A 20,236-nucleotide genomic window follows, 5' to 3' on the forward strand; every position below is an offset into this window, starting at 1 on the left:
TTAATTCCTTGCTCTAAAGCTTAAAGCTTCTAAAATATGGGTTTTGTTAATATTAAGACTTTGTTCTAAATCCGCTATACTTCTTGAAACTTTTAAAATTTTATTAAGCGATCGCAAAGAAAGATTATAACGTGAAATTGCTAAATCTAGCGTATCTTTGGCATCTTTTTCCAATACACAAAAACGACTTAAATCTTCATCTTTTAATTTCCCATTAAATTCTTTTTGCCCCCGTTTTTTACTAAAAATAAAAGCTTGTAAAATTTTTTCACTCATTTCTTTAGAACTTATACTCGTTTTATCATCCTTGCTGATCTCATCCATAGCTACATAAAGATCAATCCTATCCATAATAGGAGCTGAAATGTGATTTTTGTATTTTTTAATCTCATTTTCACTACAAACACAAGAAAGATTTTTAGAAAATAAATTTCCACAAGGACAAGGATTTTGGGCAGCTATAAAGCTAAATTTTGTTTCATAAGTGATTTTAGAATTTACTCTTGAAATATGAATTTTATGATCCTCCAAAGGTTCTCTTAAACTCTCTATGATTTGCTTGTTAAAATGTGGAAATTCATCAAAAAACAATACTCCACCATTTGCAAGTGCGACTTCTCCAATTCTAGCATTTTTTGTTCCTCCGCCAAAAATACTTGCTCTTGTAGAAGTATGATGAGGATGACGAAAAGCACGAATTTTAGTAAATTCACAATCTTTTGAATCTAAAGACATATAAGCATTTTGCGTTAAAATTTCACTTAAACTTTGAGGAGGCATGATATAAACAAGGCGTTTAGCACACATACTTTTACCACTTCCTGGACTTCCTTCAAGTAAGATATTATGCATACCTAAAGCAGCTATCATACAAGCTCTTTTAGCTTTTTCCTGCCCTTTGATATCTTTAAAATCAAGTTTAAAATCCATATTTTGTAAAAAAATTTCATTTTCTATTTGTAAAGGACTTGCGAATAAAGGATGATTGTGAGAAAAACGAAAATTTTCATAATTTTTTTCTTTAAAAAACTCTATTGCTTCATTTAAATTTTCAAGTCCATAAACCTCTAAATTTGGTATCATGGAAGCTTTTTGTGCTATACTTTTTGGAACAACGATTTTAGCTTTTTTAATTTTAGCAGAAAGAAACAAAAGCAAAGAAAAAAGCTCATTTGTGCTTTTAATACTTCCATCAAGTCCTAATTCTCCTACTACAAAAAAGTCATCTAATTCTTCATTTTGCAAAAGGATTAATAAAGCGATAGCCAAATCAAAATGCGACCCCTTTTTTGGGATGCCTGAAGGACTAAGATTAATAGTAATTTTTTTAGCAGGAAAAGCAAAATCACAACTTAAAAGCGTGGCTTTGATGCGTTCGACACTTTCCTTAATCGCTACACTTGCAAGTCCTACTATGCTTAAATTTGGCAAACCTCTTGTAAAAGTGGATTCTACCTCTATAATGTCTAAGCCTTCATGAAAGCTTATGCACTTTAGTTTTTTCATTTCTCTTTTTTATGATTTTTCTTCTTTTTCTTAAATTCTTTATCGAATTTTTGACGCTTAGCAAAAGAAATTTTTTCTATAAATAAATGTCCATTCAAATGATCATTTTCGTGTTGAATAGCCACAGCTAAAAAACCTTTTGCTTCAAGTTTTTTAAATTCTCCAAAGCGATCTTGATATTTAAGCAAGATATGATTATAGCGTTTTACTTCTTCGAAAAAATCTGGCACACTCAAACATCCTTCTGTGCAAGTGATCATTTCTTCATCTAAAGGAATAATTTCAGGATTAATAATCTCTAGTAAATCTTCTTTTTTTTGTTCATCATTTTCATCAAAAATATTTACAAGTAAAACACGCAAAGGAATATCCACTTGAATAGCTGCTAAACCTACTCCATTACTTGCTATCATAGTTTCATACATATCATCAAGCAAGGTGTGAAGTTCTGTATCAAATTTATTTACAATTTCAGAGTTTAAAAAAAGTCTAGGATTAGGATAAGTGATAATTTTTCTAACCATTAAAAAACCTTTGTTTTAAATGATCTTCAAAGAAATCATTTAAAACTTTTTTCCAAAACCTTATCAATCAGCCCATATTCTTTAGCTTCTTGTGCTGACATGAAAAAATCTCTTTCTGTATCTTTTGCTATTTTTGCAACTTTTTGCTTAGTATTTTTTGCCAAAATATCATTAAGTATAGTTTTAAGTCTTAAAATTTCTTTGGCTTGAATTTCAATATCTGTGGCTTGACCTCTAGCTCCACCTAAAGGTTGATGAATCATAATACGTGAATTAGGCAAAGCAAAGCGTTTTCCTTCTGCGCCACAACTAAGCAAAAATGCTCCCATAGAAGCAGCTTGTCCTATACAAATCGTACAAACATCAGGTTTGATATAGTTCATAGTATCATAAATACTAAAACCACTTGTAATTACACCACCTGGAGAATTAATATAAAGATAAATATCTTTTGTAGGATCTTCAGCTTCTAAAAAAAGAAGTTGTGCTACGATAGAAGCAGCAAGTTCATCATGAATTTCGCCACTTAACATAATAATTCTATCTTTTAAAAGACGTGAATAAATATCATAACTTCTTTCACCACGACTAGATTTTTCAATAACATAAGGAATAAACATTATTTATCTTCTTTCTCTTTTTTGCTCGCTTTTTCCGATTTTTCTGTTTTTGGCATAAAAATATCATTAAAAAGTTTTTCTTCAATCAAAGCCATTTTCACAGCAGGTAAAGCTCCTTGTTTTTTATAGCTTTCTAAATGCTCTTTTGGATTCATACCATAGCGATATGCTTCAAAATAAATCGCTTGAATCAATTCTTGATCATTTACCTCAATCTTACGCAATTTTGCAAGCTCATCAATAATAAAAGTAAGTTTTACACTTTTTTGCGCTTCTTCTTTAAAAGAATCACGTTTTTCTTGGTATTTTTCTTTACTTGCTTTAAGCTCTTCAATTTCTTTTTCGCTAAAAGTATTAAAAGCCGCACGCATTTGCATATCAGTTTCTTGTTCTACTATGCCTTTAGGTAAATCAAAATTATATTTTTCAATCAAAGCATCTGCAAATTTACCTTTTAATTCGTCATTTACAAGTTTAAAAAGTTTTTCATTTTTGATTTGCTCTTTTAATTTTTCATCTAAAACTTCAACGCTAGCTTTTTCTTCTCCTGGTAAAAGTTTTTTAAGCATTTCATCATCAAGTTCTGGAATTTTAAGCTCTTGAATCTCATGTAGTTTTACTTTAAATACCGCATCTTTACCCGCTAAATGCGCCGCACCGTATTCTTTAGGGAAAGTTACTTTGATATCTTTTTCTTCACCTATTTTCATTCCCACCATACCATCTTCAAAACCTGGAATAAATTGCTTAGAACCAATTTCTAAAACATAATTTTCAGCTTTACCACCTTCAAAAGCTTTATCATCTACAAAACCTTCAAAATCAAATTTTGCAAAATCACCTTCTTTTAAAGCTCTTTTTGTTTTTATAGCTTCAGGAGTAGTAAAACGCTTTAAAAGTTCATCTTTTTTCTCATCAATTTCTTTTTTACTTACTTTTGGAGTTTGATATTCAGGGATGAGTTTTTCATAACCCTCAAGTTTAATTTCAGGTTTAAAAGAAAGTATTAACTCAGCAATAATTTCTCCATCTTTACGATCAAATTTTTCAAAATATGGCTCACCTACAAGCTCTTTACTTTCTTTTTTAAGTTCTTGTAAAGCATTATTTACAGCGGATTTAAAAAGATTTTGTTCTGCATCTTGAGTGAGTTCTCTTTCATATCTTTTAAGTACAGCACTTACAGGAACTTTTCCTGGTCTAAAACCGTCCATTTTTACACTTTTAGAAGCTTTTTTTGCTAAATTTTCTACTTCACTTTTGATCATTCCTGAAGGAATTTTTACACTAGCAGTCGCATTAACAGAATCTAGTTGCTTTGCCTTTACTTCCATAGTTTTTTTCCTTATAAAATAAAATTTGCTTTCAATGATAGCAAATTTTTCCTTATTGCTTGCATAAAATTTTAAAGTAATTTATGATAAAATTGCAATATTACATTATTATTAAAATATAAAAATATTTTTGGAGAAAAATTTGCAAAAAAAATTTGAAGATTGTGTTAAAACTATGCTTGAAATTATAGGAGAAAATCCAAATCGTGAAGGACTGATTAAAACACCAAATCGTGTTTTTAAAGCTTATGAATTTCTTACTAGTGGTTATACGCAAAATGTCAAAGAAATTTTAAATGACGCTTTATTTGAAAGCTCTAATAATGAAATGGTTTTAGTGCGTGATATGGAATTTTATAGTCTTTGCGAACATCATCTTTTACCTTTTTTTGGGCGTGCTCATGTAGCCTATATTCCTAATAAAAAAGTAGTAGGTTTAAGCAAAATTCCACGCCTTGTAGAGGTGTTTGCAAGAAGACTTCAAATTCAAGAACAACTTACCGAACAAATCGCACAAGCTTTAATGGAAAATGTCGATGCTAAAGGTGTTGGCGTAGTCATAGAAGCAAGACATATGTGTGTTGAAATGCGTGGAGTGCAAAAAGCTAATTCCACCACTACAACTTCAGCTTTGCGTGGAATTTTCTTGAAAAATGAAAAAACTAGAGAAGAATTTTTTTCTCTCATAAACTCTGCTAAACAGGTAAGATTTTAATGAATCTTGAAAAACTACGCTCCAAACTTGGTAAAGAAAATTTAAGTGCTATCTTTGGAGAGATTACAAAAATTTCTGCTACAAGTATAGAAATTCGTGGGCTTAAAACAGGGGTTGGAGATATAGTGAAGTTAGTTTCCAATGAAAATGAAAATTTAAACACTCTAGCTATGGTTGTAGAAATCAAAGAACAATTTAGCTATTTAAGCCCATTTTCTTTTATAGAAGGTTTTAAAATAGGCGATCGTGCTTTTATAAGTGATGCAGGTATGCAAATAGGCGTTAGCGATGAACTTTTAGGCAGGGTAGTAGATCCTTTTATGCGTCCAAAAGATGGTAAAGGAGCTATAGAAGTAAGTAAATATATGCCTATAATGCGTGCACCTATTGATGCGATGAAAAGAGGGCTTATAGAAGAAGTTTTTCCCGTGGGTGTTAAAACCATAGACGCGCTTTTAACTTGTGGTGTAGGACAAAAACTTGGTATTTTTGCAGGAAGTGGGGTAGGAAAATCCACTCTTATGGGAATGATAGTTAAAAATTCCAAAGCTCCTATAAAAGTAGTGGCACTCATAGGAGAAAGGGGGCGTGAAATTCCTGAATTTATACAAAAAAATTTAGGTGGAAAGCTCGATGATACAGTGATTATTGTTGCTACAAGTGATGATAGTGCTTTAATGCGTAAATACGGTGCTTTTTGCGCAATGAGTGTGGCAGAATACTTTAAAGAACAAGGTAAAGATGTACTTTTTATCATGGATAGTGTAACACGTTTTGCTATGGCGCAAAGAGAAATAGGACTAGCTCTTGGAGAACCTCCTACAACCAAAGGTTATCCACCAAGTGTTTTAAGTCTTTTGCCTCAACTCATGGAAAGAACAGGTAAAGAAGAAGGTAAAGGCACTATAACAGCCTTTTTTACCGTTTTAGTAGATGGAGATGATATGAGCGATCCAATCGCCGATCAAAGTCGTTCTATCTTAGATGGACACATTGTTTTAAGTCGTGAATTAACAGACTTTGGAATTTATCCTCCTATTAATATACAAAACTCTGCTTCAAGGGTGATGAGTGACATTATAAGTCCTGAACACAAACTTTGGGCAAGAAAATTTAAGCGTTTAAACTCGCTTTTAAAAGAAAATGAAGTATTGCTTCGCATTGGCGCTTATCAAAAAGGAAGTGATAAAGAACTTGATGAAGCTATTTCTAAAAAAGAATTTATGCAAAAATTCTTAGGACAAAATCCTGAAGAAAGCTTCGAATTTAATCAAACTTTAGAGTTTTTAAGTCAAATTGATACACCAAATACTCCTTTGCCACCAACTCAAAATATAAATGTAGGAAGTGCAAGTGCAACCTTGCCTAATCCTAATTTAAAATAAAATTATTTAATAAAATAATCTCCATCAAAACTGATTAAAGAATATTTCCTTTCATTGCCTATACTTTGAGTTAATTCTTCTATACTTAAAAAACTTAGCGTATCGGCTTCTACATATTCACGCACTTCTTCAGCATTTTTATTTGCACTGATAAGTTCTTCAAAAGTTGGAGTATCTATACCATAAGTATCAGGAAATTTGATCTCAGGACAAGCTATGGCAAGATGGATTTTGCTTGCTCCTGCAGTACGAAGTAAGGAAATTATTTTTTTAGAAGTAGTACCACGCACCAAGCTATCATCAATGACTACGATTTCTTTACTTTCTAAAACTTTACGCATAGGGTTAAGCTTTAATTTTACTTTTAAATTTCTAAGCTCTTGAGTTGGCTCTATAAAAGTTCTTCCTACATAATGATTTCTTACTATTGCCATTTCAAGAGGGATTTGTAAATATTGAGCAAAACCTATAGCTGCACTTACTCCACTATCTGGCACAGGCACGACAAAGTCTGCTTTATAAGCAAATTTTTTAGCTAAAGCTTCGCCCATTTTTTTACGCACTTCATACACGCTTTTGCCTTCTACTATGCTATCAGGTCTAGCAAAATAAATGTATTCAAAAGCACAAATTCTAGGAGTTTGAGAAAAAAGTTCTATGCTTTCAAATTTATCATTTCCTTGAGTAAAAATAAGCATTTCCCCTGGTTTAACATCACGAATAAATTCAGCCTCTATAAGATCAAAAGCACAAGTTTCACTAGCAACTATATAGCCTCCATCTTTTAAACGCCCTAAAGACAAAGGACGCACCCCATGAGGATCTCTTACAACATAAAGTTTATCTTTGCTTGCTAAAACAAAACAATAAGCTCCTATACATTCTTTTAAACTCTCAATAAATCTATCTTTTAGACTTTCTTGCTTGCTTCTTGCGATAAGATGGACAACATTTTCTGTGTCCATATTGGTTTGAAAAATAGCCCCATCTTGAATAAGTCTTGATCTTACCTCTTCTTTATTGACTAAATTTCCATTATGTGCTAAAGCAATATCACCTAAAACTGAAGTAGCTACTATGGGTTGGGCATCGTTTAAACTTGAATTTCCTGCTGTAGAATAGCGATTATGCCCTATAGCGATTTCACCTTCTAAAGTTTTTAGATTATCAGGATTAAAAATTTGACTCACTTCACCTTTAGCTTTAATAGTCTTAATATTTTTACCATTACTCACACTAATACCACTTGCCTCTTGCCCACGGTGTTGCATAGCAAAAAGCGCATAATACGCATAAGTACTAGCATTTTTTGAATTAATAACTCCTACAACTGCACACATTTTAAATTCCTAAAAAATCATTGATTGAATACATTTTTGCTTCTTGCTTACTAAGCCAAATAGCGATTTTAATCGCACCTTTAGCAAAAGTCGCCCTTGAAGTAGCGGTATGATTAAGTTCTAAAAATTCTCCATCTTCATAAAAACCTACTGTATGACGTCCTACTATATCGCCACCCCTTAAACTCATCACGGTAATCTCATCTTTGCTTCTTTCACCTATAATGCCATCTCTTCCACTTACTCTTACTTTTTCAAGTTCTAAATTTCTAGCTTTTGCTACACTTTGAGCTAAAGTCATAGCTGTACCACTTGGTGCATCTTTTTTATGGCGATGATGCATTTCTAAAATTTCTATATCAAAATTTTTTAACATTTGACTAGCTTTACTAGCAAGATAGTTTAAAACCGCAACACCTAAAGACATATTGGTCGCATAAAAAATCGGCATCACTTCACTAGCACTTTGCATCAAATGTAAAATTTTCTCATCAAGCCCTGTTGTACCTATTACCAAAGGTTTAGGCATAGTTCTTGCATAATTTAAAAGCTTATGAGTTCCACTTGGGGAAGAAAAATCAATAATCACATCGCTTTTTTCAAAAAGCTCTTCTAAATTTCCACCCTTATCATAAAGTATCGAAATTTGTGCTTGTGTTTCGCTTTTTAAACATTCTTTAATCTGTTTTCCCATTCGTCCTTTAGCGCCATAAATTCCTATTTTAATCATCTTTTTCCTTGAAAATAAAATATTGATTTTAGCATTTATTTTGTAAATTTTAAATAATAAAATTAAGCTTTATGGTTTTTTAATTTATATAAATTATCTAACAATTTTACTTCTTCTCCTAAGCCCTTGCTATGATAAAATTTTAAATTTTTACTAAGATATTTTTGCTCTACCCAGCCACCAAAATCATGTGGATAAAGATAGTTTTGTTTTTCTTGATGATTGTTGTTAAGATAATTAGGTATTTCTAAAGCTTCATTATTTTTTACATAGTTTAAAGCTTCATTGATAGCTTTGTAGCTTGCATTAGATTTGATTGTGCTTGCTAAATAAACTACGCATTGGGCTAGGATAATTCTTGCTTCAGGATAACCTATATTTTTAACAGCTTCTAGAGTCGAAACCGCTAAATTTAAAGCATTTGGATCGGCATTTCCGATATCTTCACTTGAAAAAATCACCAAACGCCTAGCGATAAAATCCGCACTTTCTCCTGCATCAATAAGTCTTGCAAGATAATAAATAGCTGCATCAACGTCACTTCCGCGTAAACTTTTTATCATTGCACTTGTTAAAATATAATGTGTATCTTTTGAGCTAACACCTTCACTATTTATGGTGTTGCGAAGTTTTTTAAGATTTTCAAGACTGATATGTTTTTCATCTAAAACCAAGACAAATTCAAGCAAATTTAGCATAGCTCTTGCATCAGCACTTTTAAGTAGAAAATCTTTAGCTTCTTTATCAATACTAAATTTCATTTTTTCTTGTACACGCAAGAGTAAAGTTTCAAGTTCCTTTACCCCTAAAGATTTAAATTCAAAAAGCATGGAACGACTTCTTATACCAGAACTTAAAACAAAATAGGGATTTTCAGTGCTTGCGCCGATTAAAATTAAACGGTAATTTTCCATAGGAATTAAAAGCATTTCTTGTTGGGTTTTGCTAAGGCGGTGAATTTCATCAATAAAAATTAAAGGCTTATAAAGACTATTTTTATAATTATCTAAAATTTTTCTTAGTTCTTCGAGTTTAAAATTTCCTCCATCAAATTCATAAAAATCTAAGCCAAATTCTTTGGCTACAACTCTAGCAAAAGTTGTTTTTCCAGAACCTGCTGTTCCAAAAAAAATACTATGAGGAAGTTTTTGTAAAGCAGTAAATTTTTTGAAAATTTCTATAAGCTCATATTGTCCTAAAATATCATCAAAATTTTCAGGGCGAAAGGTCAAAGCTAGGCTCATTAATTTAAATCCATATTTGAAAATTCACTACCATTAATTTTTAGCTGAGGATTGGCTAAGTTATCATAAGATAAATTTAGAAAAAAGTTATTATTTTCTTTTAAAAAATATTGATTTAAACCTCCATAATCTTTTGTCCAAGGAAAAATTTCATCAGGCTCATCTGAACTGATAACTTGTAATTTTGCTTGATAAGAGTTGTTAATATTTAAATTGCCTTGTAGACTGATATTTTGTTTATTTTTTTCAAGAACTAAATTTTGTATTTCTAGATCAAGATTTTTTTGAATAAAATGAGAGATATTGAAATTTGAGTAAAGAAATTTATTTATGGTTATATTAAATTTTGTTTTGTCAAAATTTAAATTCTGACCCAATAAAGATTTAAGATCAATATCAATTTCATTGGATTTTCCTTGTATGTTTAAGTTTATTGTTGAATTTTCTTCATTAAAATTTACTTGATTTTTGCTATAAAAAGAATTGATTTTATTGTTATCTAACATAAGATAATTAAAGTTGATCTCTTGTTGGCTATTGCTAAATAAATTTAACTCATAAAATTGTACAGGATTGTTAAAAAATTGTTCATAATTTAAATTTTGCAATACAAATTTAGTATAAAATTGAGAAAAATTAATCATATCAAAATGTATTTTAATGTTTTTAATTTCTAAATTTTTATTCATTAAAGCTTCAATATATCCGCCGTTTATGATGGTATCTCCGCCTTCATTGCTTAAATTTATATCTTTAATATTTAGAAATATTTTAGAGTTGTTATCGTGTAATTTGAGAGTAAAAGTTCCTAATTTATTGTTTTTTAACACTTCATCTAAAAAATCAAAAGGATTTGTAAAATTTCCTTTTATAATTTTATTTAAGAAAAAATAATTATTAAATTTAAGGTTGATTTTGGTTGAAAGCTGTGTATGAGAGTGATTTAAAGTAAAACTTCCTTTAGAGGTTAAAAAACCTTTTTTGAAGTAAATATCTGTAATTGTATAATCAGGATTGCTGTTTTTAATAAATTTATTAAATAAAAGTTCGTTAGTGTATCCTATATAAAATATATGAATAATAAAACCCAATATAAAACAAAAAACAATAAAAATCCATTTTTTCATTATTTGCCTTAGATGAAAATATAAGTGTTATTTTATAAATTGCTTGTTAAAAAAGAGTTTAAATTTTTATTTAAGAGTGATGAAGTAGTTTGGCAAAGAATGATTTTTATAAATCCCTTGTTAAGGGATTTATATTAATAAGCTTTTTTATAACATTGAATTTCAATTTTTCTAGCTACTGGAATAGCCTGAGTATTTGGTGTAGCAGGTGTTCCATAAGAAATTTTACTTTCTAAAAAATTTCCAACCTGTAAATCTTTAAAAGTTCCATATTTATCTGTTCCAAAAATACCACAATCATCCATTTCTATTTCGGTATTTGGTAGAACTTTTATAGCCATTTGTCCGCCATAAGTAGAGTCAATAAGCAAGGTTTTATTGTTATCATAAATTTGTGCAATAGTACCTTCAAGTTTTAGACTATCTGCAAAAAGCATTGAGCTAGCTAAAAGTGCTGATGCGAATAAAATACTTTTTTTCATAATTATTTCTCCTTAATGTAAAGTGATGACATTATAAAATTTTTAAGTGAAGTGAATGTGAAATTAAAAATTTTGACTTTCATAAATTAATACGCTTTGATTATTTTCAAAAAAAGTTTGTGGAAAAAGATATAAACCTTCGTTAAAAGGAGCTTTGATTAGAGTATATTGAAGATGAAATGGGGTAATGGAGTTAATAGATTGTTCTAAAAAAGTAGTGCAGTAAAAAGCATCTTTATCTGTACTTATGATAAATTTTCTGCCTAAATGTTCCAAAGCTTTAGTAACTATTTTTTGTTTGGTTTTTTCATCAAATTTTAATCTTTTAATAGCAATTTTATGACTCAGTTTTAAAAAATCATCCATAGAGCTTAAGATAACTTGGTTTTTAGCATTTTTGTCATCATCTGTTGTAGCATGTATGAGTATAGTTGGAGAAGTTTTAACTACCATAGCGATATGAGAATAAGGGTTTTGACTTAAATTTTCTATTAAAAAACTTTCACTTCCTATTCCTGCACGAAAGACAAGATCGCCTATTTCAAGAAAAGGTAGATAGGGTTTTTGATGATTTGATTTGAAGGATTGGAATTTATAAAGAAACCCAAAATTCCAATCAATAAAAATAAAATTAAGAAAAAATATAAAATTTTATTTAAGTAAAACAAGCCATTTTCCATCTTTTTTAGCAAGAAAAACATTGCTGCTTTGATTATTATCATTGTTAAATAACACCAAAACTCTGATTTTAGCAGAATCTTCATTGATTGTTTTTTCTTCAATTTGAATATCTTTAACACCACCCATTCTTTTTGCTTTGGCTGCATTTTCAGCAACAACTTGAGTGATTTTACCACTAACAAATGTTTTTTCTTCATCACTTTTAGCTTCGCTAAGATCAATGTAACTCATAACAGATTTAGTATCACCACTGTAAAGATCTTTTGTAAAATTTTTAGCTAAATCTTCAGGATTTGAAGAACCGCAAGCCACTAAAAAAAGGCAACTAAAGCCAAGAAAGAAAGTTTAAAAAATTTCATTTTTTCCTTTGATAGTATAAATTAAAATATTCATAATTATAGCAAAATAATTCAAAATTATTTTTTTATTCTTGTTTATAATGGTTACATTAGAAAATATATTTTTTTCAAAAAGCTATAAATTTAAACACATATAAGTTGGACTTAAAATATCCTATTTTATTATCGAATAAAAATGATACAAAAGGATAGGATATGGAAATTTTTTTAGCTTTATTGGGTTTTTTCTCGTTAGGATTGATAGTTTGGCTTTTGCTAAAAGATTATACTACTCCAGCATTAGCTTTTATAAGTGTAAGTATTAGTGTAGCTTGTATTTTACTTATTCTTGAACGGCTTGGTTTTGGCGTGGGTGTAGCTTTAGGGGTTAAAGGAGGTGTTTTTGATATTAAAACATTGGTCGCTTTTATTAAAGATGGAGTCAAAAGTGTAACGGATACGGCAGCTTTGTTTGTTTTTTCTATACTCTTTTTTTAGTGTTTTAAATGCAAGTGGTTTTTTTACTAAAATTTTAAATGCATTTTTATCAAAAATGAAAGCTAATGTATATCAAGTTTGCATTCTTACTGTTTTTATTGCTGCTGCTGTGCATTTAGATGGTTCAGGTGCTTCTACTTTTCTTATTGTAATACCTGCATTATTACCTATTTATGAGCGTTTAGGTATAAGAAAGACTTCAATGTTATTGATTATTACTTCGGCTATGGGGGTTGTGAATGTTATTCCTTGGGGTGGTCCTACTTTAAGAGCGGCTACTAATATAGGAATGGATGCAAATTTGCTTTGGCACCATATTATACCTATTCAGATTGTAGGTTTGGTATTATCCCTTCTTTTGGCAATTTGGATTGCTAAGATAGAAATAAAAAGAGGTGTAGGTGCAGGTAACTTGTCTGGAATAAATTTAAATATAGAAAAAAGCGAACACCATAATGAAAAATGGTTTTGGTTAAATTTACTTGTAGCTATTGGGGTTATTGGGCTTTTAATTAGCGGTATTATTCCTAGTTATATTTGCTTTATGATAGGACTTGTAATAATTTTACCGCTTAATTATCCTAATTTAAAAACAGCTAAAAAAGTTTTAGATCGTGCAAGTGGTGGTGCAATGCTTATGTATATTACTTTAATTGGTGCTGGGATATTAATAGGCGTATTTGATAAAAGTGGTATTATGGAGAAAATGGGTGTTTTGATTTTAAATTTTGTTCCAGATTATTTAGGTGCTTATATTCCTTTAATGGTAGGGATATTGGCTGTTCCAATGGCAATTATTTTTTGTACAGATTCTTATTTTTATGGAGTGATGCCTATAGTTTTGAGTGTAACTAAGGCTTTTGGCGCTGAACCTTTGACTATAGCTATTATCATGGTGATAGCAAGAAATTGTGCGACATTTATTTCTCCTGTTGTGCCTGCAACTTTGCTAGGTTGTGGTTTAGCAGAGGTTAATATTAAAGATCATATCAAAAGAAGCTTTTTTTATATATGGGGTATAAGTATTATTTGTTTGATTTTTGCTGAGGTAGCTGGGATAATATAATTAAAATAAAAGAACTTTTGATTTTTCAATGATTGGTTCATTGTTTTATGATATTTTTGAGTCAAAAATTTATAAAAATATAAGCGTTTTTTTGTATTATTTTATTTTGCTTTAGAGAAAAATTATAAATTTAAACTTATAAGAATATTTTTTAAGTTGAAAGTAAATTTTAAAACGGAGAAATGATGTACAAAAAACAAAATTTACCAGAACTTACCTTAAGGGGTTTGATTTTGGGAAGTATTTTAACTATTATTTTTACAGCTTCAAATGTATATTTGGGGTTAAAAGTGGGACTTACTTTTTCATCATCAATTCCAGCTGTGGTCATCTCCATGGCGGTTTTGAGTCTTTTTAAGACTTCAAATATTTTAGAAAATAATATGGTTCAAACTCAAGCTTCAGCAGCAGGAACTTTATCATCAGTTATTTTTGTTATCCCAGGGCTTTTTATGTGTGGGTATTGGAGTGAATTTCCACTTTGGCAAACTTTTATGATATGTCTTTGTGGTGGCGGACTTGGAGTGCTTTTTACTATACCATTAAGAAGGACTATGGTGGTTGAAAGTAAACTTGCTTATCCTGAAGGTAGAGCCGCAGCTGAAATTTTAAAAGTAGCCAATAAAGATCAGAGTAATAAAAAAGGAAAACAAGGCATTAAAGAAATAGCATTAGGCTCTTTTATAGCTGCTATTTTTAGTTTATTAAGCAATGGTTTTAAACTCGCTGCAAGTGAGAGTAATTTTGCTTTTATTTGGAATAAAATGGCTTTTGGTTTTTCTATGGGATATTCTTTGGCACTTTTAGGAGCAGGTTATTTAGTTGGTTTAGCAGGTGCTATAGCTCTTTTTGTAGGTATGTTTTTAGCTTGGGGTATTTTTACTCCCTATCTTTCAAATTTTGAATTCGATAGTGTAAAAAATGCCGTAGATTTAGCTTCTAGTGTATGGAGTTCTAAAGTAAGGCTTATAGGAACAGGAGCTATTGCTATAGCAGCGCTTTGGACTTTAATAGAACTTTTAAAACCCGTTATTGAAGGTATTAAAGAAATTGTTAAAAATGTTAAAATTACTAATCAAGAAAAAAATGAAAGAACAAATATAGACCTTTCTTTAAAAAGTATTTTTATACTTTTTGTTTTAATGGTTGTGGGTTTATTTATTACTTTTTATAGTTTTGTTGAAGATGCTAACTTAAGTATTTATTATCAAATGCTATTTTCATTTGTTGGAACTTTAGTTTCTGTTTTAATAGGTTTTTTTGTTGCAGCAGCTTGCGGATATATGGCAGGACTTGTAGGATCTTCTTCTAGTCCTATTTCTGGAATCGGACTTATTGGTGTTATTATTTCTTCTATTGTTTTTTTGGTTTTAGGTGTGGAACTTTTTCAAGATCCTATGCTTTCTAAATTTGCAGTAGCATTAGCTATTTTTACTACTAGTGTTATTTTGGCTACAGCTGCTATTTCGAATGATAATTTACAAGATTTAAAGACAGGACATTTAGTCGGAGCTACTCCTTGGAAGCAACAAGTTGCTTTACTTGTAGGTTGTGTTTTTGGCGCTTTGGCTATAGTTCCTGTTTTAAATTTGCTTTATCAAGCTTATGGTTTTGTCGGAGCAATGCCAAGAGAAGGTATGGATGCTTCATCGGCTTTAGCAGCACCGCAAGCGAATTTAATGAGTACTATCGCTCAAGGAATTTTTCATCACAATATAGAGTGGGGTTATATGGCTTTTGGTGTATTTGTAGGAATTTTAATGATTATTATAGATAAAATTTTAAGAAGAACACAGAAAATGTCTTTGCCGCCTTTAGCCGTTGGAATAGGTATTTACCTTCCGCCTGCTGTAAATATACCTTTAGTTATAGGCGGAATTTTAAAATATATTGTAATGCAATACTTGACTAAAAAATATGCAAAAAATTCTCATAAAGAAGAAAAACTTGCAAGTTGTGAGCAAAGAGGCACGCTTTTTGCTTCAGGGCTTATAGTGGGTGAAAGTATTTTTGGGGTAATTATCGCAGGAATTACTGTATTTTCAGTAAGTATGGGTGGTAGTGAAAATCCTTTAGCTTTAAATTTAGCAAATTTTCATGATAGCGAGCTTTTCGCACTTATCTTTTTTGTGGGAGTTGTATTATATTTTATTAAGCGTATTGTTAAAAAAGATGCTTAATTTTTGGGGTTAAAACCCCATTTAATCCATTCTGATATAATTTTTCTTTTGCAATTATCATTCAAGGATTAAAATGGAAAATTTATATGCTTTAATACTTGGAATTATAGAAGGTCTGACTGAGTTTTTACCTGTTTCTTCAACAGGACATATGATTTTAGGTACGACTATTTTAGGTATTGATATAGATGAGTTTTGGAAAAGTTTTTTGATTATCATCCAGCTTGGTTCTATTTTGGCGGTAATTTTTGTATTTTGGCGTAAATTGTTTCAAGGGCTTGATATTTGGTTAAAACTTGCAGTGGGATTTTTTCCTACTGGAGTTATAGGGCTTTTTGTGGCAAAATACTTAAATGCTTTATTTAATGGTTGGGTTGTGGTTGGAATGCTCATTTTTGGTGGTGTTGTGCTTATTCTTATAGAACTTGCGCACAAAAATAAACAATATCGTATCAATTTCTTAGAAGAAATAAGTTTTAAACAAGCTTTTTGTATAGGTATTTTTCAATCTTTAGCCATGATTCCTGGCACTTCAAGAAGTGGAGCAAGTATTATTGGTGGGCTTTTGTTAGGATTTAATAGAAAAGTGGCTGCTGAATTTAGTTTTTTGCTTGCTATTCCAACGATGATTATTGCTACAGCTTATAGTATTTATAAAGAGCTTGAATTACTGAGTAATGCAAATTCTTTAATTCCTTTAGGCATAGGTTTTATCACTGCTTTTGTTGTTGCGGTTTTAGTTATAAAATTTTTCTTAAAATTTATTTCTAAATTTGACTTTATCCCTTTTGGAATTTATCGCATTATTTTAGGATTTATTTTCTTTTATTTGTATTATAGTGGGATTTTAAATACTGGAAGTGAATTTAAGCTATAAATAAATATTAAATTTATTCTAAGATTTTTTTAAAAATAAGCTGAATTTCAAAAATAATTAAGTCTTAGAAAGTTAAAATTAGAACTTTATAAACACTCACAGGGTAAGTGAGCGACAAAGGGTTAAAAATATGGAAAAAGAAGTTATTGCGTATTTGGACAATGAGACAATAATTGACTCTCAAAGTGTGAAAAATACAAATTTAAAAGAAATTTATTTTGATAATTCTAAAGAAAGTTTAGAGGTAATCCGTCATTCTTGTGCGCATTTAATGGCACAGGCGATTAAGAGTTTGTATCCTGAAGCTAAATTTTTCGTTGGTCCTGTTATAGAAGATGGATTTTATTATGATTTTCGTGTGGAAAGTAAGATTGGCGAAGAAGATTTAGTAAAAATTGAAAAAAAGATGAAAGAACTTGCTGAAGCAAAGATTGAAATTTTAAAATATGAAATCACAAAAAACGAAGCTTTGGCTAAATTTCAAAATGATGATTTAAAACAAGAAGTTTTATTGCGTATTCCTGATGGAGCTGTAAGTATTTATAAACAAGGTGAATTTGAAGATTTGTGTCGTGGTCCTCATGTGCCAAATACGAAATTTTTACGCTTTTTTAAACTCACTCGTGTTGCAGGAGCGTATTTGGGTGGCGATGAAAAAAGAGAAATGCTTACTCGAATTTATGGTACCGCTTTTGCAGATAAGGAAAGTTTAAAAGAGTATTTAACCATTATTGAAGAAGCTAAAAAACGTGATCATAGAAAGCTTGGAACAGAGCTTAAGCTTTTTACTTTTGATGATGAGATCGGAGGAGGTCTTCCTATTTGGTTGAGTAACGGTGCAAGACTTAGATCTAAACTTGAACATATGCTTTATAAGATCCATCGTTTACGTGGTTATGAGCCTGTGCGTGGGCCTGAACTTTTAAAAGCAGATGCATGGAAAATCAGTGGGCATTATGCAAACTATAAAGAAAATATGTATTTTACACAAATTGATGAACAAGAATATGGCATTAAGCCTATGAACTGTGTGGGACATATTAAAATTTATCAAAGTGATGTAAGAAGTTATCGTGATTTGCCTTTGAAATTTTTTGAATACGGCGTGGTACATCGTCATGAAAAAAGTGGGGTTTTGCATGGACTTTTTAGAGTGAGAGAATTCACTCAAGATGATGCACATATTTTTTGTATGCCAAGTCAGATTAAAGAGCAGGTTTTAGAAATTTTAGCTTTTGTGGATAATTTGATGAAATTATTTGATTTTAGCTATGAAATGGAAATTTCAACTAAACCTGAAAAAGCCATAGGTGATGATGAAATTTGGGAAATAGCGACTAAGGCTTTAAAAGAAGCTTTAGATGAACAAGGTTTAAAATACGGCATCGATGAAGGTGGCGGGGCTTTTTATGGGCCAAAGATTGATATTAAAATCACCGATGCTTTAAAAAGAAAGTGGCAATGTGGAACCATACAAGTAGATTTTAACCTGCCAAGTCGTTTTAAACTTGAATACACTGATAGTGATAATGAAAAAAAACAACCTGTAATGTTGCATCGTGCGATTTTAGGTTCTTTTGAAAGATTTATAGGAATTTTAACCGAGCATTGTGCGGGTGAGTTTCCATTTTTTATCGCACCAACTGCGGTGGGTATAGTGCCAATAGGCGAAGCACATATTGCTTACGCAAAAGAAATTCAAAAAGAATTATTAGAGCTTAATATCGATAGCGAGGTGTATGAAAAAAATGAGAGCTTAAGTAAAAAAATTCGTATCGCTGAAAAGCAAAAATTACCTATGATTTTAGTTTTAGGCGATGATGAGGTGGCAAAGCGTAGCGTTGCTTTAAGAGATAGAAGAGCTAAAGAACAAAAAAATCTTAGCTTGGACGAATTTATTAAATTAGTTAAGGAGAAAATGAGTGAGGTACACTTTTGAGTAAAGAAAAAGAAGTATTGCTCAATGAAGAAATAAGAGCGGATGAAATCAGATGTGTTGGCGATGATGGCAAAGTTTATGGTATTATCAGTAGTGATGAAGCTTTAGAAATTGCAAATCGTTTAGGACTTGATCTTGTAATGATAGCTGCAGATGCTAAGCCACCTGTTTGCAAGATCATGGACTATGGTAAATTCCGTTATCAACAAGAGAAAAAACAAAAAGAAGCAAAGAAAAAACAAAAAGTGATTGATATAAAAGAAATCAAACTTTCTGTAAAAATTGCTCAAAATGATATTAATTACAAGGTAAAACATGCTTTAGAATTTTTAGAACAAGGTAAGCATGTGAGATTTCGTGTGTTCTTAAAAGGACGTGAAATGGCAACTCCTGAAGCAGGTGTAGCTTTGCTTGAAAAAATTTGGACTATGATAGAAAATGAAGCTAATCGTGACAAAGAGCCAAATTTTGAAGGTCGTTATGTAAATATGCTTGTAACTCCAAAAAAAGCTTAATCCACTTTTGTGGATAAGGCTTTTAAAGGTTTTAAATTTTGAAAGAAAATCCTTCTTTTTTAAAAGAGCAAATTATAACTTATCTTGGAAATAAAAGAGCGCTTTTAAGTTTTTTAAATAAGGGCTTTAAGGTAGCTAAAAAAGAACTTGGTAAAGATAAATTTAGTTTTTGTGATATATTTAGTGGCTCAGGTGTTGTAAGTCGTTTTGCAAAAGCGCACTCAAATTATATTTTAGCCAATGATTTAGAGGATTATTCAAAACTCATCAATGAGTGTTATCTTGCTAATAAAGACAAAGATTTACTTCAAAATATAAAAAAGTATTATAAAAATTTAATCCAAAATTTAGATTTTCAAAAAGGTTTTATCAGTGAGCTTTATGCTCCAAAAGATGATGATGATATTAAAAAAAATGAAAGGGTTTTTTATACTTTTAAAAATGCTTTATATCTTGATACTATAAGGCAAAAAATCGAAAATGAAATTCCAAAAGAATTGAGGCATTTCTTTATAGCTCCTTTGATTTATGAAGCCAGTGTTCATTCAAATACTAGCGGAGTTTTTAAAGGTTTTTATAAGGGTAAGGATGGCATCGGAAAATTTGGTGGCGAAGGACAAAATGCACTTAAACGCATTAAAGGAGAAATAGAGCTTAAAATGCCTATTTTTTCAAATTTTTCTTGTGAATTTGAAGTGATGCAAAAGGATGCAAACATGCTTGCAAAAGAACTTGATTTTTTTGATGTAGTGTATCTTGACCCCCCTTATAATCAGCACCCTTATAGTTCTAATTATTTTATGCTAAATTTAATTGCAAATTATAAAAAACCTGAAGAAATTTCTAAAATCAGTGGCATTCCAAAGGATTGGAACCGCAGTACTTTTAATAAGTCAAAATTTGCCCAAGATGCTTTATTTGAACTTATTAATGATTTAAAAGCAAGAGTGATTTTACTTTCTTATAATTGTGAAGGTTTTGTAAAAAAAGAAATTTTTTTAAAGCGCTTAAGCACTCTTGGAAAATGCCGGATTTTAGAGCAAAAATATAATACTTTTAGAGCTTCTCGCAATCTTAAAAATCGCAATATCCATCTTCATGAGCAACTTTATATTTTAGTTAAAAATTAGTTTTT

Annotated in this window: 17 protein-coding genes and 2 pseudogenes; 8 read left to right on the plus strand and 11 right to left on the minus strand. The window is 30.5% G+C overall.

What is annotated here, in order from left to right:
* The 4 genes from AT682_RS00945 to tig are packed head-to-tail and all read right to left on the minus strand — an operon-like array spanning window position 1 to window position 3,984.
* Entirely contained in the window at window positions 1–1,506 is a 1,506-nt protein-coding gene (locus AT682_RS00945) for a YifB family Mg chelatase-like AAA ATPase (protein ID WP_002882259.1), read from the minus strand.
* Window positions 1,503–2,030 (minus strand): peptide deformylase, encoded by a 528-nt coding sequence (def, locus tag AT682_RS00950; RefSeq protein WP_002882260.1) that lies wholly within the window; start codon window positions 2,028–2,030, stop codon window positions 1,503–1,505. Before def ends, AT682_RS00945 begins: the two co-directional genes overlap by 4 nt.
* Before the next feature lie 35 nt (window positions 2,031–2,065).
* Window positions 2,066–2,650 carry an ATP-dependent Clp endopeptidase proteolytic subunit ClpP gene (gene clpP, locus AT682_RS00955; protein ID WP_002806309.1) on the minus strand — a complete coding sequence of 195 codons (585 nt, stop codon included), beginning with the start codon at window positions 2,648–2,650 and terminating at the stop codon, window positions 2,066–2,068.
* Entirely contained in the window at window positions 2,650–3,984 is a 1,335-nt protein-coding gene (tig, locus tag AT682_RS00960) for a trigger factor (protein ID WP_002882261.1), read from the minus strand. Before tig ends, clpP begins: the two co-directional genes overlap by 1 nt.
* Before the next feature lie 142 nt (window positions 3,985–4,126).
* On the opposite strand from tig, the gene folE reads away from it, so the two are divergent.
* Both folE and fliI read left to right on the plus strand, forming a co-directional pair.
* The gene (gene folE / locus AT682_RS00965; RefSeq protein WP_002882262.1) at window positions 4,127–4,699 is read left to right on the plus strand and encodes a GTP cyclohydrolase I FolE; all 573 of its coding nucleotides are present in this window, start codon (window positions 4,127–4,129) and stop codon (window positions 4,697–4,699) included.
* Entirely contained in the window at window positions 4,699–6,084 is a 1,386-nt protein-coding gene (fliI, locus tag AT682_RS00970) for a flagellar protein export ATPase FliI (RefSeq protein ID WP_002866351.1), read from the plus strand. The genes folE and fliI overlap by 1 nt, the downstream gene beginning before the upstream one ends.
* A gap of 2 nt (window positions 6,085–6,086) precedes the next feature.
* Here the strand turns inward: fliI and purF are convergent, their stop codons facing one another.
* From purF to AT682_RS01005, 7 genes and pseudogenes are all read right to left on the minus strand, one after another.
* Window positions 6,087–7,424 carry an amidophosphoribosyltransferase gene (purF, locus tag AT682_RS00975; protein WP_002882263.1) on the minus strand — a complete coding sequence of 446 codons (1,338 nt, stop codon included), beginning with the start codon at window positions 7,422–7,424 and terminating at the stop codon, window positions 6,087–6,089.
* Window position 7,425: 1 nt separating this feature from the next.
* On the minus strand, window positions 7,426–8,154 hold the full coding sequence (gene dapB / locus AT682_RS00980; protein ID WP_002882264.1) for a 4-hydroxy-tetrahydrodipicolinate reductase: 729 nt from the start codon (window positions 8,152–8,154) through the stop codon (window positions 7,426–7,428).
* Window positions 8,155–8,216: 62 nt separating this feature from the next.
* Window positions 8,217–9,398, minus strand: a complete 1,182-nt coding sequence (locus AT682_RS00985; RefSeq protein WP_002882265.1) for a replication-associated recombination protein A — start codon at window positions 9,396–9,398, stop codon at window positions 8,217–8,219.
* A complete protein-coding gene (locus AT682_RS00990) occupies window positions 9,398–10,525 on the minus strand; it encodes a hypothetical protein (RefSeq protein WP_002882266.1) in 1,128 nt (375 codons plus the stop codon). Before AT682_RS00990 ends, AT682_RS00985 begins: the two co-directional genes overlap by 1 nt.
* A gap of 134 nt (window positions 10,526–10,659) precedes the next feature.
* Window positions 10,660–11,007, minus strand: a complete 348-nt coding sequence (locus AT682_RS00995) for a hypothetical protein (RefSeq protein WP_002882267.1) — start codon at window positions 11,005–11,007, stop codon at window positions 10,660–10,662.
* 63 nt (window positions 11,008–11,070) lie between these two features.
* Window positions 11,071–11,675: pseudogene (locus AT682_RS01000) on the minus strand (YiiX/YebB-like N1pC/P60 family cysteine hydrolase).
* Complete coding sequence (locus tag AT682_RS01005; RefSeq protein WP_002882269.1) at window positions 11,659–12,000, minus strand: DUF4878 domain-containing protein; 342 nt, start codon at window positions 11,998–12,000, stop codon at window positions 11,659–11,661. Before AT682_RS01005 ends, AT682_RS01000 begins: the two are co-directional and overlap by 17 nt.
* Window positions 12,001–12,242: 242 nt before the next feature.
* On the opposite strand from AT682_RS01005, the pseudogene AT682_RS01010 reads away from it, so the two are divergent.
* From AT682_RS01010 to AT682_RS01035, 6 genes and pseudogenes are all read left to right on the plus strand, one after another.
* Window positions 12,243–13,590 (plus strand): annotated as a pseudogene (locus AT682_RS01010) (CitMHS family transporter).
* Between the two features lie 182 nt (window positions 13,591–13,772).
* Complete coding sequence (locus AT682_RS01015) at window positions 13,773–15,770, plus strand: OPT family oligopeptide transporter (protein ID WP_079263848.1); 1,998 nt, start codon at window positions 13,773–13,775, stop codon at window positions 15,768–15,770.
* A 73-nt stretch (window positions 15,771–15,843) separates the two neighbouring features.
* Window positions 15,844–16,647 carry an undecaprenyl-diphosphate phosphatase gene (uppP, locus tag AT682_RS01020; RefSeq protein ID WP_002882271.1) on the plus strand — a complete coding sequence of 268 codons (804 nt, stop codon included), beginning with the start codon at window positions 15,844–15,846 and terminating at the stop codon, window positions 16,645–16,647.
* Between the two features lie 130 nt (window positions 16,648–16,777).
* Window positions 16,778–18,586, plus strand: coding sequence for a threonine--tRNA ligase (gene thrS, locus AT682_RS01025; RefSeq protein ID WP_002882272.1), 1,809 nt, complete (start codon window positions 16,778–16,780; stop codon window positions 18,584–18,586).
* On the plus strand, window positions 18,583–19,101 hold the full coding sequence (gene infC, locus AT682_RS01030) for a translation initiation factor IF-3 (protein WP_002851726.1): 519 nt from the start codon (window positions 18,583–18,585) through the stop codon (window positions 19,099–19,101). The genes thrS and infC overlap by 4 nt, the downstream gene beginning before the upstream one ends.
* A gap of 38 nt (window positions 19,102–19,139) precedes the next feature.
* The gene (locus AT682_RS01035) at window positions 19,140–20,231 is read left to right on the plus strand and encodes a DNA adenine methylase (RefSeq protein WP_002869494.1); all 1,092 of its coding nucleotides are present in this window, start codon (window positions 19,140–19,142) and stop codon (window positions 20,229–20,231) included.
* Window positions 20,232–20,236: the final 5 nt, after the last annotated feature.

This window comes from Campylobacter jejuni (assembly GCF_001457695.1).
Lineage (GTDB): Bacteria > Campylobacterota > Campylobacteria > Campylobacterales > Campylobacteraceae > Campylobacter_D > Campylobacter_D jejuni.

Coding starts and splice junctions, on each gene's coding strand:
- AT682_RS00945 (WP_002882259.1), bottom strand. CDS start 1,506: ATGAAAAAACTAAAGTGCATAAGCTTTCATGAAGGCTTAGACATTATA.
- def (WP_002882260.1), bottom strand. CDS start 2,030: ATGGTTAGAAAAATTATCACTTATCCTAATCCTAGACTTTTTTTAAAC.
- clpP (WP_002806309.1), bottom strand. CDS start 2,650: ATGTTTATTCCTTATGTTATTGAAAAATCTAGTCGTGGTGAAAGAAGT.
- tig (WP_002882261.1), bottom strand. CDS start 3,984: ATGGAAGTAAAGGCAAAGCAACTAGATTCTGTTAATGCGACTGCTAGT.
- fliI (WP_002866351.1), top strand. CDS start 4,699: ATGAATCTTGAAAAACTACGCTCCAAACTTGGTAAAGAAAATTTAAGT.
- purF (WP_002882263.1), bottom strand. CDS start 7,424: ATGTGTGCAGTTGTAGGAGTTATTAATTCAAAAAATGCTAGTACTTAT.
- dapB (WP_002882264.1), bottom strand. CDS start 8,154: ATGATTAAAATAGGAATTTATGGCGCTAAAGGACGAATGGGAAAACAG.
- AT682_RS00985 (WP_002882265.1), bottom strand. CDS start 9,398: ATGAGCCTAGCTTTGACCTTTCGCCCTGAAAATTTTGATGATATTTTA.
- AT682_RS00990 (WP_002882266.1), bottom strand. CDS start 10,525: ATGAAAAAATGGATTTTTATTGTTTTTTGTTTTATATTGGGTTTTATT.
- AT682_RS00995 (WP_002882267.1), bottom strand. CDS start 11,007: ATGAAAAAAAGTATTTTATTCGCATCAGCACTTTTAGCTAGCTCAATG.
- AT682_RS01015 (WP_079263848.1), top strand. CDS start 13,773: ATGATGTACAAAAAACAAAATTTACCAGAACTTACCTTAAGGGGTTTG.
- uppP (WP_002882271.1), top strand. CDS start 15,844: ATGGAAAATTTATATGCTTTAATACTTGGAATTATAGAAGGTCTGACT.
- thrS (WP_002882272.1), top strand. CDS start 16,778: ATGGAAAAAGAAGTTATTGCGTATTTGGACAATGAGACAATAATTGAC.